Source organism: Pseudoalteromonas luteoviolacea, from assembly GCF_001750165.1.
GTDB lineage: Bacteria > Pseudomonadota > Gammaproteobacteria > Enterobacterales > Alteromonadaceae > Pseudoalteromonas > Pseudoalteromonas luteoviolacea_G.
In genome coordinates, this window is the sequence record NZ_CP015411.1 from 1,439,154 (window position 1) to 1,454,002 (window position 14,849).

The 14,849-nt window shown below is 42.5% G+C and carries 15 protein-coding genes; 5 read left to right on the top strand and 10 right to left on the bottom strand.

Going from position 1 to position 14,849, the window contains the following annotated elements; genetic code table 11:
• The 9 genes from S4054249_RS06255 to S4054249_RS06295 all read right to left on the bottom strand — a co-directional run bounded on the left by S4054249_RS06255 (position 1) and on the right by S4054249_RS06295 (position 7,994).
• On the bottom strand, positions 1-1,056 hold the full coding sequence (locus tag S4054249_RS06255; protein WP_046357566.1) for an alpha-ketoacid dehydrogenase subunit beta: 1,056 nt from the start codon (positions 1,054-1,056) through the stop codon (positions 1-3).
• Complete coding sequence (locus S4054249_RS06260) at positions 1,049-2,005, bottom strand: thiamine pyrophosphate-dependent dehydrogenase E1 component subunit alpha (protein ID WP_046357567.1); 957 nt, start codon at positions 2,003-2,005, stop codon at positions 1,049-1,051. Before S4054249_RS06260 ends, S4054249_RS06255 begins: the two co-directional genes overlap by 8 nt.
• Entirely contained in the window at positions 1,998-2,681 is a 684-nt protein-coding gene (locus S4054249_RS06265) for a class I SAM-dependent methyltransferase (protein WP_046357568.1), read from the bottom strand. The genes S4054249_RS06260 and S4054249_RS06265 overlap by 8 nt, the downstream gene beginning before the upstream one ends.
• A gap of 17 nt (positions 2,682-2,698) precedes the next feature.
• On the bottom strand, positions 2,699-3,358 hold the full coding sequence (locus tag S4054249_RS06270; protein ID WP_046357569.1) for a class I SAM-dependent methyltransferase: 660 nt from the start codon (positions 3,356-3,358) through the stop codon (positions 2,699-2,701).
• A gap of 11 nt (positions 3,359-3,369) precedes the next feature.
• Positions 3,370-4,365: an NAD-dependent epimerase/dehydratase family protein gene (locus tag S4054249_RS06275; protein WP_046357570.1), complete on the bottom strand. Its 996-nt coding sequence runs from the start codon at positions 4,363-4,365 to the stop codon at positions 3,370-3,372.
• A 3-nt stretch (positions 4,366-4,368) separates the two neighbouring features.
• On the bottom strand, positions 4,369-5,646 hold the full coding sequence (locus S4054249_RS06280) for a hypothetical protein (protein WP_046357571.1): 1,278 nt from the start codon (positions 5,644-5,646) through the stop codon (positions 4,369-4,371).
• Positions 5,646-6,257 (bottom strand): SIS domain-containing protein, encoded by a 612-nt coding sequence (locus tag S4054249_RS06285; protein WP_046357572.1) that lies wholly within the window; start codon positions 6,255-6,257, stop codon positions 5,646-5,648. Before S4054249_RS06285 ends, S4054249_RS06280 begins: the two co-directional genes overlap by 1 nt.
• Positions 6,254-7,204 (bottom strand): NAD-dependent epimerase/dehydratase family protein, encoded by a 951-nt coding sequence (locus S4054249_RS06290; protein WP_046357573.1) that lies wholly within the window; start codon positions 7,202-7,204, stop codon positions 6,254-6,256. The genes S4054249_RS06285 and S4054249_RS06290 overlap by 4 nt, the downstream gene beginning before the upstream one ends.
• Positions 7,205-7,268: 64 nt before the next feature.
• Positions 7,269-7,994 (bottom strand): cytidylyltransferase domain-containing protein, encoded by a 726-nt coding sequence (locus tag S4054249_RS06295; protein WP_046357574.1) that lies wholly within the window; start codon positions 7,992-7,994, stop codon positions 7,269-7,271.
• Positions 7,995-8,160: 166 nt separating this feature from the next.
• Here S4054249_RS06295 and S4054249_RS06300 point away from each other — a divergent pair, with 166 nt between their 5' ends.
• From S4054249_RS06300 to S4054249_RS06320, 5 genes are read left to right on the top strand one after another with little or no spacing between them, the layout of a single operon-like run.
• The gene (locus S4054249_RS06300) at positions 8,161-9,252 is read left to right on the top strand and encodes an FkbM family methyltransferase (RefSeq protein ID WP_046357575.1); all 1,092 of its coding nucleotides are present in this window, start codon (positions 8,161-8,163) and stop codon (positions 9,250-9,252) included.
• Between the two features lie 42 nt (positions 9,253-9,294).
• Entirely contained in the window at positions 9,295-10,335 is a 1,041-nt protein-coding gene (gene pseI, locus S4054249_RS06305; protein WP_046357576.1) for a pseudaminic acid synthase, read from the top strand.
• The gene (locus tag S4054249_RS06310; protein ID WP_046357577.1) at positions 10,335-10,583 is read left to right on the top strand and encodes an acyl carrier protein; all 249 of its coding nucleotides are present in this window, start codon (positions 10,335-10,337) and stop codon (positions 10,581-10,583) included. The genes pseI and S4054249_RS06310 overlap by 1 nt, the downstream gene beginning before the upstream one ends.
• Positions 10,580-12,166, top strand: a complete 1,587-nt coding sequence (locus S4054249_RS06315) for a PseG/SpsG family protein (RefSeq protein WP_046357578.1) — start codon at positions 10,580-10,582, stop codon at positions 12,164-12,166. Before S4054249_RS06310 ends, S4054249_RS06315 begins: the two co-directional genes overlap by 4 nt.
• Before the next feature lies 1 nt (position 12,167).
• Complete coding sequence (locus S4054249_RS06320) at positions 12,168-13,679, top strand: class I adenylate-forming enzyme family protein (RefSeq protein WP_046357579.1); 1,512 nt, start codon at positions 12,168-12,170, stop codon at positions 13,677-13,679.
• A gap of 33 nt (positions 13,680-13,712) precedes the next feature.
• On the opposite strand, the gene S4054249_RS06325 is transcribed toward S4054249_RS06320, so the two are convergent.
• Positions 13,713-14,846: a Gfo/Idh/MocA family protein gene (locus S4054249_RS06325; RefSeq protein WP_046357580.1), complete on the bottom strand. Its 1,134-nt coding sequence runs from the start codon at positions 14,844-14,846 to the stop codon at positions 13,713-13,715.
• Positions 14,847-14,849 lie beyond the last annotated feature (3 nt).

Sequence of the window (14,849 nt, forward strand, 5' to 3'; positions counted from 1 at the left end):
CTAAAAGGGCCCTTTAAACCATTCTCCAGGAACATCATGGTGTTGACGTGTCTTTAATTGTGCAATTTCTATACCGCAGTTGTCTGAGACTGTTTTAATAATTGTATTGACATCTGGGTAATATTCTTTGGTTAAACCATAGCTCGTTGGCTCTGGGTAATTTGGGAGTCCGATGACGGATACAGGCGAAAGCAATGTGTCAAAGCAGTGACTGTATACTCTATTGGCAATCTCGCTGGCTAAAGAGCAGAATGTGTGGCCCATATCCGTGACGATACACCGTTTTGTTTTACTGACTGATTGATAAATGATGTGCCAATCAATGTTCGTTGGTGAGGCAATTTCTATGACTTCACAGTGCACATCGTATTGTTGCAAATACTTTTGTGCTTGAAGCGCTTCAGACAACATATAGCTGTTGCTGATAATTGTATAGTCACTACCTGTGCGCAGCACTCTCGTATGCTGTGGTACTTCGGTGAAAGGCTGGCAAGCAGATTTATTGGGGGCAATTTGATTGTGCAGCCATCGGTGTTCAAGGAAGATGGTTGGGTTGTTGTCCATGATAGCGTTATACAGTAACTGACCGACATTCTCTGTTAAGCTTGGCACCACCACTTTTAGCCCTGGTATATGTGAGAACCATGACTGTAAACTCTGTTGGTGAGTGGGGCCCTGTCCCCAACCTCGGCCGACAATAAGCCTGATTGTCAAAGGCACGGCCATTTGGCCATTAAACATGTAATGCCATTTAGCTGCATTGTTGACAAGTTGGTCCATGGCAAGTAAAAAAAAGTCTACACGTTGATGGGTCATCAATACACGTGTGCCAGCCACCGCGGCGCCAATGCCAATTCCGGTCATGGCGTTTTCTGCAGTTGGCATGTCAAAAACTCGCTGCTCACCAAATGTTTCTTGCAGCCCCAGAGTCGTACCAAAAATTGCTTTAGGGTCATCGATACCAAGACCCATGCAGATCATGCTAGGATCTTCCTGCATTGCTAAATGCTGAGCGTCAAGAATTTGTTGCGCAAAACTGGTCGTTTTATCAGTCATAGATAAACCTCTCATTATCTTCGATTAACCCAAAAGAGGCTGTTTCTGCTGCGGCAAAAGCTTGCTCAATCTCTTGATTGATTTCGTTTATTGCAAGTTTTTGAAACGCACTAAACTCGGGGTCCTTATCTAGGGCTTTTTCAAGGTTGGTGAGTGGATCATTGTCAAGCCATGCTTGCACTTCTTCTTGGTTACGATAGCTCAAGTCATCATCAAAATGTGGTCCGCAATGTTCCCGATGACGATAAGTAAAATACTCGACAAGTACAGGTTTACCATGATCCCTAACATGGTTAATCGCTGTTTGAGCAACTTTCAGTGCTTGCGTGGGGTTATTGCCATCGACTGAGAAGCTTTTTAGCCCTATTTCAGCTGATAATTTGGAGATGCTACGATTGTTTGGCTGCCTAACGGACAGAGGGCTGTACACCGAGTATTGATTGTTTTCACACACATAGACAATAGGCAAAGATCTTAACGCAGCAAAGTTTAACGACTCATAAAAGGCCCCTTCCTCTGTCGCACCGTCACCGAAATAGCTGATGGTTAATCCCTCAGAATGCGTTAACTGTTGATGCAGTGCATTGCCCGTGGCAAGCGGAATACTATTGCCTACAATGGCTGTGCTGGCAATAAATCCACAATCCAAATCACTTAAGTGCATGGAGCCGCCCCGACCAGCTGTACAGCCACTCACTTTGCCATATAACTCGGCGATTAATTTAGTTAAGTTACCGCCTTTGGCAAGATAGTGCGCATGTGCACGGTGAGAGCTATAAGCCTTATCTGAGTGTGTTAGAAAGTTTGAAACAGCAACGGGTACCAGCTCCTGTCCAATAGATAAATGTGTTGGACAGCGCATTTTTTGTTCTGGATATTTGGCAGCGATGGCTTCTTCTATTTTCCTAATTCTCAGCGTTTGAAAATAGATATGCTTCAAATCAGCCATGTGCTTTTTTACCTATACCTACAGCAAATAAATAATGTGCCATTGGGTAGTATCCCGTATGCACCACTTCGTCATTCATTGAGAAGAGTAAAACGTTATCAAAATGTTGTTTCATCAAGGCACGTAATTCATGATGATGCTTTAAATTTATATGGCCAATTTTACTGGCTTCAGAAGCGTACTCATTGGCTGTAATATTAGGACAGCCGACGATAAAAATTGCGTCTTGGGATAAGTTTTTACAGATATTCTCCATGTAAAGGTGCTCTCGCTCCGTTGGGATATGCTCTATAACATCCAGTGAAAATGCACAGTCAAACTCTCCTTCAGGGACATTTTTTGTTATGTCCAGACACTGGAAGTCGCAATTGTAGTCGGCAAGCCTGATCGCGTTATCTTCCATTAGCAGCGGTTCCCAATCGACACCCGTCACTTTATTAACGGTTTGCAGTACAACAGGTGTACCAAACGCATCGCCACACCCCATTTCAAGGGCCCACTTTTTACCTTCTAGCATTTTTGCGACAAATTTATAGCGCGCCAACAAAAAGCCGAGATGTCTTGGATCTGTTTTCCAAATATGAGAAGTGTAGGGGCCAAGAGTGACGCCGCCTTGTGAATTATAATCGTCGAACTGAGACTGGTTTTGTACTTCTTTTGCTTTAGTTTCGAACATATCTGAATTCCTCTCTTTTAGGGTATAAACCAGTAGTAATCGCCACTGTAGCCAACTTTATTGAAGAAGCTTTTCCATTCATCAACGTGCTTCATGGTTTTGGCGGTTAGGTTCCAAGCTTCCATTCTCTTTTTTTCATCGTCATTGCGATACGCATCGACAGTAACAAAGCTATTTCCTGCACAGACACGCTCTATTTCTTGCAAAGCTTGTGCACAGGCATCTTCTTCCAGGTTGTGAATTGTATTGATTGAAATCACAGCGTCGAAACTGTTGTTTTCAAATGGCAGGTCAGAGGCACAAGCTTTGGACACGAAAGGTTTCACTTCAGGAATTGCATGTTCTAGCGCATACTCGGAAATATCGACGCCTTGTATATTGAGTTTCGGTATTGCATTGAGCAAATCATATAACATGAAGCCTTTGGCACAGCCCACATCTAATACTCGACTACTTTCTTGAAGAGAAAAATGACTAATAAAATCAGGTACAACTGGTTGCCAAAAACGAGGGTGATAACTGAATCCCCCGTAGCCATGCTCTCGATCCCCGTCAAAAAACTCTTTACCAAATTGGCGAGCTATCGCTCGGACTGCATCGGTTTTTGATTCCAGCCTACCTGATAAATCACGCTTGGATTTTGGATAATTGTGTAATAAGTCTATTTCTCGTCCCATCACTGTACTCGCTATGGTTTGTGAACATATTCTTTGGGTAACGTTTTTAGGACATCTAATTTGTTTTTAGCCCACCCAATGGTTCTATCTAGCCCATTATCTAGGGAAACTTGGCTTTGCCAGCCCAGTTCTGATTTGAGTTTTGTGTTATCTAGTAGATATGCGGCATCTTTCCCCAAACGATCTTCACTGACATGACAGACTTGCTCGAAAGGCGTGTTAAGCATCTCGCAAATTCGCATAACAAGCGCACGGACGGTGATGTTTTCAGATGTAGAAATATGATAAATATCGCCAGTATTACCTTGTTCGCCGATTAACTGAGTGGCATGTGATACGTCATCCATATGAATAAACGAACGAGTTGAGTGCCCCCCTCCGTGAAGTGGGAAGGTTTCGTTATTCAGCACGCTATAAATTGTTTTGGGAATGATCCGATAAAGTTGTTGCCCTTCACCAAAAACATTGGCAGCGCGCGTAAATACAACTGGAAAATCATAAACCTCATTAAAGGTGTGTAAACTCATATCTGCGGCGGCTCTAGAAACCGCATATGGGGTACTTGGATGATAGCTCGTCGATTCAGTCACCAACCCAGAGCATGAGCCGTAAACTTCAGGTGTTGATATATGAATGTATTTTTCAAGACCGTCATATTGTCGTAATGCATTGTGAAACTGAACGGTTGAGACGGTATTTGTCATGAACCAGTGCTCAGGATGCTGCCAGCTTTGACCAACCATACTTTGGGCGGCAAAGTTATATATGTAGCGTACTTTGTGCTGCTTGATTAATGACATGATTTCATCAAGATGATGGTTTAGATCAAGCTGATGAAATGTCACTAAATCTAGGTTTTTATGCCATTTATAGGGCAGCAGTGCTTCATTAGGTTCGAGGGAACGGCTGGCTGCGATTACCTCTAATCCTTGCTTTATCAAATGAGAACAAAATGAGGCGCCAGAGAAGGAGTTGCTACCAAGTACAAGAATAGGTGAATTACTCATAATTTATTTCTCACTGCGTTGTATGCTTTCATCTAGCTGTTGGAATTGAGTCAAAAGGTTATCGAATGAATCATCCATCCAAGCATTGATTTGAAATTGGTTGTCATTGAAAAAATGATTCTCACCAACTTTGAAAAAGAAATTTTGATTGGTGCGTTCTGACAGGTTAGGGATGGCATTACTTTGTCTGCGAAAAATAATTGAGCGCGCGCCTTTTAGATAACTAATTGAATACAGGGGGCCGTTTTCTATCCCCATATTGATATAGGCGCTTTGGTACAGTGCTAATCGCAAATGCACATCGATGGAAGCAGCAGGGTAAGTTGGAATGTGACTGAACTCCGATGGTAGTGGTTGACCCATCGCATAGGTGTCACGAATGATTAGAGGATAGAAGCCTTTGCCTTGCAAAGTTTGTGCGAATCTAAGCCAGTCTGATAGTTTGCTATTTCGGTACTCTGGATTTGCGTCATATTCTCTCAAAGTGAGTGTGATTAACTTTTTGCCCTGAGTATAATGTCTCATGTAGTCTTCAATGATTTTTTGTGCTTGCTTAGGGGGAGTCAGTACACTTAAATTTGCGTTTTCTTCGACCAACCGTTTTAGTAATTTAAAGTCTCCAGCGGGCTGGCGGTTATTCTGAAAATAATTGTCGGGGTAAGTGACCACATTTAAAGCTTGGTAAACTTCTATTTGATTCCGATTCAAAGGCTGTTCTACGGAAATGCAGCTGGGTAGGCATGAGAGCATGGGCTTTACTACTTTCTCTAAACGCCATTGCGTATCATCTTTGGTGTGGAAAACATTTACACCAGCATCACTGTCGTTCCAGCTAGGCAGTACAATAAATTGAATGTACTGCTTGTTTTGTTTTAAACGTTCTTGTTCAGCTAAAATGATAAAGGTGATCACGTCAAAGCACGGCAAGTTATAGGCGAGATCGTAAATAGCGTATAACGTGGAGTCTGTGCAGATCGAGTTTGTAAGTAAGCTATCACAGGGGACTAGCTGTTCACGCATATGATTGAAGAAGAAGCATTTGCTGATATCAACATGAATGCTTTTGAGTGACTTTAAAATGTCTTGTACAAACTCTGAGCAAATGACGACGCGTGAGATTGAGGTTGGATCTAACTGGGCTAAGTCTTCCAGTGAGTGTGCTAATTGACCTTGGTATTCTTCCTTGCCATAAGTACAAGCAAATACGTTGTTACCGTGATTAAACTCAGACTTCATGAACATATCGGTAGAAGATGTAATACCATATACTACGGTTAGCATTAAGACTCCTGTAATATCAGTTGATGAAGTGATTGCATTAAAATGTGGCCAAGAATGACCTGCATATCTTCAGATACTTGCATGTCATCGATATTGAAATGAAAGGGCAAATCTAGCCGCGGTTTTGCCCCGCCTCCGCTATAACCTAAAATACCGACGGTCATCATTTTAAGGTGCTTGGCTTGTTCAATTGCATTGATGATATTTGAGGAGTTACCACTGCCGGACAAAACAAGTAAAATATCTTTCTCACTCGCTTTTACCTTCAGCTGGTGGCTAAAAATATTCTCATAGCCAATATCATTGCCTAAGCACGTTAAAACTGAGCTATTTGCACTCAGTGCTTCAACTTTTAATGCATCACCAGAGGGGCAAATACCAAACGTAAAGTCATTGGCTAAATGAATCGCATTGGCCGCTGAGCCACCATTTCCGCAGATGTACAACGTGCCAGAACGTTTGCGCATTGACATCAAAGCACGAGTAAAACTTTTTATGTCTTGGTGGTTGAGTTGTTGCAATACCAAACTCAAATTATTGACATACTCTTGCGTAATAGTGTCCACGATTGAAATATCAGGTAATTTTGGTAGTGCATTGTGTGAACTCATTTTAATACTTCCTGTTGCATCCACTTCAGGTTGTAGTAGCGGTCTTGGTTGGATAACTTGCCTTCGTGAAACGCTGAAGCAATTTCATCAATGGCAATTGAGACACTTTTTTTAGGCTTGAAACCCGTAGCCAGCAATTTGTCTGAGTTAATGCGATAGCATCGGGGGTCATTTGATGGAGTAACTTCGATTTTACAATCGACTTTCTGTTGGACCATTTTGGCAATATCCATAATGGATATGTTTTCAAAACCAGCGTTGAAGATTCCGCTGGTCTTTGTGGGGTTTTCCAGCATAAATACATAGAGATCTGTGATGTCGTCTATATGTATATTTGGCCTTACTTGCGCGCCCCCAAATACGGTAATCAAGCCGTTGCATAATGCTTGCATGGTTAGCATATTCACTGAAACGTCAAGACGCATGCGATCAGACAAACCACATACTGTTGCAGGACGAACGATTTGCACTGCCATATCATTGGCGTAGCTCATTAAGACCCGCTCTGCGACCATTTTCGTTTTGTTATATTCAGAAATCGGCTCTAGCGGTAAATCTTCTGTTACTTGAAGTTCGTCTTTGACGCCATAGACACTGCCAGATGAGGCATAAATGAACTGCTCAATGCCAGCGCGTTTTGCCTTATCTGCGAGTTGCATGGTGGCAAGCGCACTGACTTCCCAAGTCAACTTAGGGTCGAGGTCCCCACATGGGTCGTTTGCTATAGACGCTAGGTGGATGATGCTGTCTATGCCTTGAAGGTTGATGTCAGATGTATGCCTAACATCTCCTTTTACTACGGTGAGATTTTCATGTTGTGGTAAAAAGTTACCGAACCACTGTGTATCGAGTGCAACGACTTTATAGCCTTTATCAAGAAGTTTAGGGACAAGCCTTGTACCTTTATAACCCGTTGCACCTGTGACTAAAATATTTTTTTGTATCATCAATATGTTCCCGAGCTAAACTGCGTGTAAACTATAAGTCAATTTTACGTTAATTCATAGTGGGTTACGTCCTTTTTTGCTCCACATGCTTATTTATATCGGCAAGTTCGGGGTGTTTCTTGAGCGTTTTTATTAGTAATTCATAAGAAAAGTTAAATTTATGTTCCATTTTTAGGTATATTTGCTTAATCGCTTTGTAATCATCAGGCTCATCAAGCGTGAGTCTGTAATGGCTGTAGTCATGTTCTGCGCTGAATGTATACTGGCTACAAGAGTTAAATTTGCAGATACCAAGAGTGACATGCTCACGATCGCTTGGCGTACTTGCTTTGTTGTGTGTATCTTCGAGCAGCTTGAATGTAAATGCACTGCAGTCTAGCCCTCTAGGGTAGCCGCTATGAGGTCCTAAGTTGACGAGATCGTACTGTCCTTCTTGGTGTTTATCTATGACCTTTTGACAAAGCGATTCATCGATAAGCGGACAGTCACTGGTCAATCTGACAATGGTTGTGTCTTTAGTCGCACCAAATTTTTTCGCTGCATGGTAATACCTTGCAAGTACGTCCTCCGTACTGCCTCGGTAATAAGGTATTTGCAGCTGATCGCATAAATCAGTAATGGGCTTTTCTGAACCATCATCGGTAGTGGCGATAATGACGTGTTTTTTTAGATGGGGTAATCGCTCCATCATGACTTGCAGTACAGGCAAGTTACACAACTCCATCATCACTTTACCTGGTAGTCTTGTCGATGTCATACGTGCTTGAATAATAATCTGAATATTGTTCATAATGTATTGTTATTGAAGATAAAACATTGGTTTCATAGTATAGTGGTGGCTGTTTATAAGTAAAGTCGGTGTCTCCTCCTTTCAAATTAAGACAAGCACATTGACCATATCGGTCTAAAATTTGCTTAAACTATTGAATAAAATATAAATACACTGGGAGCTGCAATTGAAATTAGAAAGTGGTGGTTTTTACGTTTACGGTGCCAGTCATTATGGGCAAGCACTTCTACGTTATCTTGAAAAAATTGATCTTTTACCATTGGCGATATTGGATCGTGCCCCTAGATTCGACAGCTACTGTGGTGTACCTGTTGAAGTGTTTGGAGATCAAGAGTTTGCTACTGATTTACCAGTCTTGGTGACCATTTTGGGATTTGCTGGTGTCACTGAATCCATTGAGGCTAAAGGGTTTACCAATATTGTTGAGACATTAGATGTATTTGCTGCGTTTCCAGAATCTTTGACAAACTTAAACGAGTGCGGTGTTTTATGGATGCAAGCGCCCGCCTCAAGTCAAGTTAATGTTAGTAAATGCGAGCAATTAGCACCATTATGGGCCGATGCTACTTCAAAGCAACTTTTTGATAAGATCGTACGTTATCGCTCAAACCCGAGTGCAGAAGATTATGCATTACCTGAGCAGTACGAGATGTATTTCCCGCCGCAAGTTAAAGGCCTATACGATTATCCGCAACTGAATGTATTAGACGTGGGCATATATGATGGGGATACGTTTGCTGGTTTTTATCAACGCTATGGCGAAAGAATTGAGAAATATACCGGTGTAGAAATCTGTGTGAGCAATGTAGAAAAGCTTAAAGCTAGATTGAAAAGTATGTCATTGCCAGAAGATTTTATTGCCGTTGAAAGGGTCGCAGTGGGTTTGCCTGCAAATGCAGCTTTAGTTGTAAATGAGAACGCATCAGCGTCCACAGTAGAAGTGGTATTTGACGAACAAGTAGACAGTGAGCATACCGTAGAGGCTGCTGATCTAGGTGAGTTGATGAACAGGGTGCAGTGCAATATTTTGAAAATGGATATTGAAGGTGCGGACTATGACGCATTGGTTCAAGCGCAGCACTATATCAGTGCTAATGAACCAACGTTGGCATTGTCTCTTTACCATAGGCCACAAGATTTATGGGAAATTCCATTATTAATAGAAAACTTTGCACCCGGAAAGTATGATTTCTATCTACGCCAAGAAGGACACTGGTATTTAGAGACGCAATTTTATGCCGTGCCTAAGAGCCTGTAACTGATTGAAATATAACAATGGCGCTCGAAAAGCGAGAATAATATGAAGTTTAAAAAGTCATTTGAAATTAACGGCCACCAAGTCGGCCATGATTTTCCATGTTACGTCATTGCTGAAATGTCAGCGAATCATGGACAATCGCTCAGTAAAGCGAAAGAGTTGGTACATGCAGCAAAAGAGGCTGGTGCCGATGCGATAAAATTGCAAACTTATACCGCAGATACCCTGACAATGGATTGCAAGTTACCACATTTTGAAGCAACAGGCCCTTGGAAGGGGCAATACTTGCATGACTTGTATAAAGATGCCTACATGCCTTGGGACTTTCATGCAGAGCTATTTGAATTGTCAGCAAAACTTGGGCTAACTTGTTTTTCATCGCCATTTGATAAGACGGCTGTAGACCTATTGCAGCAATTTGATGCACCTGCATACAAGATTGCTTCTCCTGAGCTGATTGACCATCAATTGATACGGGATGTTGCAGCGACGAAAAAACCAGTGATCATGTCTACTGGTGGCGCCACGCTGACAGAAATTGCCGAAGCCGTTAAAGTTGCTGAAGATGCGGGTATTGAAGCGTTGGCATTAATGAAGTGCACGAGCACGTATCCTGCGCCTGCAGAGTCGATAAATCTGAGAACAATTCCACATATGCGTGATGCGTTTGGTTGTCCTGTTGGGCTGTCGGATCACACGCTTGGGAATGATGTACCTTTAGCGTCGGTTGCAGTTGGCGCATGTATGATTGAAAAGCACTTCGTATTAGATAAAAAAGACAATACCGCAGATAGTTTTTTCTCAATGACCCCCGATGAGTTAAAGGCGTTGGTACATGGTGTGCGTCAAATTGAAAAAGCCATGGGCACGGTACACTATCCTAGCGAGGCGTCAAAAGCTCGTCGCTGTGTATACATTGTGAAAGATATCAAAGCGAATGAGGTACTGACTGCTGAGCATTTAAGACAAATGAGACCCGGTGGAGGTGAGATTATGCCAAAAGAGTTGCCTAACCTGATTGGTCGTCGTGTTAATAAAGCGCTAACTTGTGGAGCACAGTTGAGCTGGGAGGATTTACAATAATGGCTACTAGAGAGTCTTTACTTGACTACATCCAGCAATTCTTGGAGGAGCGAGGAGTGCTATTGGCTTCCTCTTCGCTCGAAAGCTATAACTTTGTGACAGAAGGGGCGTTGGATTCGTTTGAGATCCTAACCCTTACCATGGGAATAGAGGCGCATTTTTCTGTTGAAGTATCTCCTGAGCTACTGTTGGATGAAAAAAATGCCATTGTTGGTAATCTCGTATCTGCGGTTTTGGGTAAAGCATGATAGCGTTTCGTGTTGATACGCAATGTGGGCTCGGCCACTTTATGAGAATGAAGTGGTTAGCGTTAGAATTGGAAAAAAGAAATGAGCAAACGCTGTTTTTTGTTGATCAAAGCAATGTGATTGAACATTTTTTTTCTGAGCTCAATGCAATTTGCGTGACTGTTCCGCCGTTTAACCATTGCGAGGATGACGCTAGTTTCTGTCTTAACTATCTAAATACCCTTGAACAGCCAACTAAGTGGCTTGTATTGGATGGCTATAATTTTGGTTTAAAGTGGGAAAATACAGCGAAACAAGCAGGACTGAAACTGTTAGCTTTCGATGACTTGGCCCGTGAACATTGTGCTGATGCGGTTGTTGATATGAAGTGGGCAGGCAATGCAACGCAAAGCCGATATGATGCCTTAACACCACCCGATACAGATTTAATGCTTGGTCCGCAGTTTGCGATTTTGTCACCCGAATATTACCAAAGCGAATTTGCCGCTTCTCGAGATGAATGCATTACCTTTTCTTTAGGTGGCGGCGGTGATTGGTGCGCACTTGCTAAAATCATTGAGCAGTTGTGTTTGGTACTGCCAGAAGTCAAGCTGATAGCCATTGTTGGTCCTAAAGCTAAGAATACACATGAATTGGAGGCATTGGGTCAGCAATTTAAACAAGTAGAACTGATACACTCGCCACAGAGCTTGGCGCAATACTATCGGAGCACAGGCTTATTTGTTGGGGCGCTAGGGACTTCTTTATACGAATTGGCTGCAACTAAAACACCCGCGTTGACATTTTCTCTTGCTGCGAATCAAGAGAATAATATAGAAGACTTAGAGCAGCTTGGGCATTTTCATCATGTGGAAGCATTACTGACATATCCAGCGGAAAAAGTGGCTCGGCTAATCGTGACCTTGTATGAACACCGAGATAGACAAACACAACTGAGAAGTAGCCCACCCATTGACGTAGATGGAAAAGGCGCTTGTCGTATTGCTGATTATATTACTCAAGGAATATGCGCGGATCCTCTATTATTACCTGAGCCTGTAAAAGTGTCGCCTGAAGTGGTATCAAAGATAAGTAGCTCACTTCAAGTTCGAACTATTACTGATGGTGATATAAATCGATATTTAGCGGCGCGTAATCGTCAGGAAAATATGTGGCGAATGACAATAACTGACACGATTAAACCCATCGACCATTATACGTGGTGGTACAATAATCAACGCCATTCTTATGTGCTGGAACAAGATAACGAGCCGTTAGTATATGTATGGCACCAAGTGTATCGTCATAATAATAAAGAGTATTTATTCGGTGGGTGGTTTGCTGCGAGTGATAAAGTTAACTTCGTTCACGCACAACTGATCCTAAAATGGCAATTGACCTATTGCCATGATTTACACCCTGAAGCGGTTTGGGTTGCCGTGATCAATAAAGACAATAAGTTCGTCAACTTGCTGAATCAAAAAGAAGGGTTTGTTGCCTTAAGAACGGATTCAGAAGCGTATCTAGTTACTCAGCAACTATTCTCTCAAGCATCACAGGAAGAGTTTAATTATGTTGCAAAGTTCCCCGTCGGCGGAGGCTAAAATGGATGGAATTTATTCAATCTTCAAACGTAACGTTTTATCGATGCCAGATAAAACGGCGGTGATATTTAAACATACGTGCCTAAGTTACCGAGAGTTAGACGATAAAGTTTGTCGATTAACATCCTATTTTTTTCAGATGGGGCTAACACCTGGTCACCGAGTTGCGCTGTTTGCACCCAATGGTATTGAATACCCGATTGTCCTGATGGCAGCTGCCAAAATGGGGTTAGCGATTGTGCCATTGCCAATGAGTTTAAAGGGCGCGGCATTAGAAGTTGCGTTAAAGAAAACGCCTGTTGCTGCTGTATTAGCTTGGCCAACCATTAGTAAAGTGTTACTTGAGAAAGATTTGGTAGAACGAGATAAGCTGATCAGTTTTGAAAAAAGCGTTGCTGGGGAGGTTACCTGGCAGCAAGTATTTTTAGAGCCCTGTGTTGATACGTCGACAGATTTGAAAAACGATATTGACGTACATGCGCCGTTTATACTGACCATGACATCTGGCTCGACTGGCGCACCTAAACCGATTGTTCTAAGTCAGCACTGTAAGGTGCAAAGAGCCATTGAAGCAACACAAAATTACTATGGCTTAGATAAACAAGACAAAGTATTGGTTGCAACACCACTTTATCATTCCTTAGCTCAGCGCGGCGTGCTTATGCCTTTAATGTTGGGCGCAACCACGGTGATCATGGTGAAGTTTGTGCTGCAAAGCTGGTTAGATGCGATTGAAACACATCACATCAGTTTCCTGTTTGCAGTGTCTGCACAGTTGGAGAGTCTACTGTCTTATCGAGGTCCTGAGTTCGATTTGAGTTCACTGCGGTGTTTGGTGTCGTCGTCAGCGGTGCTAAATGCTGATTCTAAAAAGGCATTACTAGAGAAACTCGATTGCGCCTTTCATGAATGTTATGGTGCATCTGAGGTGGGCGTAGTAACGGATTTTTGTGTATCGGATCTGCCAAACAAAAATGGCAGTGTTGGAAAACCACTGCCATTTGTAGATATAAAAATCTGTTCTCCTGAGCGTGCTCTGCTTGATGCAGGCCAGATTGGTGAAATTGCCTGCAAGACAATTACAGGCTTCAGTGGCTATCATAAAATGCCTGATGCGACTCATGAGGCGTATGATGCGCAAGGTTATTTTTATACTGGTGATTTGGGGTATATTGATGAACAGGGATATTTATACTACGTTGGCAGAAAGAAAGAAGTGATCTCCAGTGGAGGGATAAATATCTTTCCACAAGATATTGAATCTGTGATAAAGCGTCATCCCGACATTATTGAATGTGTCGCATTTGGTGTTGAAGAGCCTCAGTTGGGTGAGATTATCAAAGTCGTTTATGAACAGCGTAGTGATGAATCATTAGATAAAGTACTGCGCTTAATGTGTTTGCAGGAACTGACGGATTATCAGCAGCCCAGACACTTGGTGAGATTACCCGAAATGCCACGAAATCAAATGGGTAAAGTTTTAAGAAATGATGTGAAGTTACAAAACCAATAAGAGAGTGAAGGCTTGTCCTTCACTCTCTTATGTTTACTTTATGTTTTCCCAGCTACCAGATTCATTTGAACGCGTAGCCGCCTCAAATAATGCGAGGCCATCACGAGCTTGTTCAAATCCAAATACATACTCGTTTGTATTCGTTGTTTTATCTAAGTAGCTAACAAGCGCGTGGTGAATGTCGGTGTATAAATTGGCAAATGCTTCGACAAACCCAGTTGGGTGGCCAGGCTTCATTCGATTGTACCTGAATTGATTCGCGTACTGACATTGACCCGCTCTATCGAGGATCTCTCTGCGGCCGTCGTTATAATTTAACTCAAGCTCATCTGGGTTTAATTGATACCAAGTTGCACTGCCCTCGGTCCCATAGACGCGCACTTTAAGCCCATTTCTATGACCTATGGCTGTTTTAGACATCCACATGCTACCGGTGACGTTGTTGGGATACTTAAGCAGCATTTGCACGTCATCGACTAAGTTAGTGTACTCTGAGTGTGTTGCAAACAGAGCGCTGGTTTTTTCAGGTTCTAAGTCGAGTAAGTAACTAGAAAGGTGGTGTAGGTGTACACCTAAATCAAGACAAATAGTAGGAACTGCGTAGTCTTTCAATCGCCAAGCCTGAGGAGGTGATGCCTTACCTGCGATGGCTGGTGGCCTTTTGAACCCTTCTTGTGGCATCTCTAAGTGGATTTTCTGAATCACACCGAGTTTATTGTGTTGTATCAGGTTTTTGAGCTCTCTGACCATGGCATAGCCGGAGTAGTTAAATGTCACAGCAAGAAAGTGCTTTTTGGCATCGTATAGTGCTGCAAGCTGCTGCACTTCATCACTGCCGCATACCAAAGACTTTTCGCATATAGTCGGAATATTAAGTTTAAAGAGTGCTTCAAGTACTTCCAAATGATGGGGAGTGGGGGTGAGCACCACAACTGCATCAATGTGATTTCGCTCTTGCTGGAGCATTTCTTGCCAGTCATCATAGGTATGTTCATCAGCAATACCCCATTGCTGCGCAGTCAGTTGATTGTGCTTTTTGTCGCGGCTAAATGCACCTGCAACGACTTTAAACCGGTTATCTAATTGGGCGGCTGAAAAGTGCACATAACCTACAGCTGAATTTGCGCCGCCCCCGATGAATGCGAGTTTTAAACAGCGATTTGACATGAA

Coding starts and splice junctions, on each gene's coding strand:
- S4054249_RS06320 (WP_046357579.1), top strand. CDS start 12,168: ATGGATGGAATTTATTCAATCTTCAAACGTAACGTTTTATCGATGCCA.
- S4054249_RS06275 (WP_046357570.1), bottom strand. CDS start 4,365: ATGAGTAATTCACCTATTCTTGTACTTGGTAGCAACTCCTTCTCTGGC.
- S4054249_RS06270 (WP_046357569.1), bottom strand. CDS start 3,358: ATGGGACGAGAAATAGACTTATTACACAATTATCCAAAATCCAAGCGT.
- S4054249_RS06285 (WP_046357572.1), bottom strand. CDS start 6,257: ATGAGTTCACACAATGCACTACCAAAATTACCTGATATTTCAATCGTG.
- pseI (WP_046357576.1), top strand. CDS start 9,295: ATGAAGTTTAAAAAGTCATTTGAAATTAACGGCCACCAAGTCGGCCAT.
- S4054249_RS06255 (WP_046357566.1), bottom strand. CDS start 1,056: ATGACTGATAAAACGACCAGTTTTGCGCAACAAATTCTTGACGCTCAG.
- S4054249_RS06265 (WP_046357568.1), bottom strand. CDS start 2,681: ATGTTCGAAACTAAAGCAAAAGAAGTACAAAACCAGTCTCAGTTCGAC.
- S4054249_RS06295 (WP_046357574.1), bottom strand. CDS start 7,994: ATGAACAATATTCAGATTATTATTCAAGCACGTATGACATCGACAAGA.
- S4054249_RS06315 (WP_046357578.1), top strand. CDS start 10,580: ATGATAGCGTTTCGTGTTGATACGCAATGTGGGCTCGGCCACTTTATG.
- S4054249_RS06280 (WP_046357571.1), bottom strand. CDS start 5,646: ATGCTAACCGTAGTATATGGTATTACATCTTCTACCGATATGTTCATG.
- S4054249_RS06290 (WP_046357573.1), bottom strand. CDS start 7,204: ATGATACAAAAAAATATTTTAGTCACAGGTGCAACGGGTTATAAAGGT.
- S4054249_RS06260 (WP_046357567.1), bottom strand. CDS start 2,005: ATGGCTGATTTGAAGCATATCTATTTTCAAACGCTGAGAATTAGGAAA.
- S4054249_RS06325 (WP_046357580.1), bottom strand. CDS start 14,846: ATGTCAAATCGCTGTTTAAAACTCGCATTCATCGGGGGCGGCGCAAAT.
- S4054249_RS06310 (WP_046357577.1), top strand. CDS start 10,335: ATGGCTACTAGAGAGTCTTTACTTGACTACATCCAGCAATTCTTGGAG.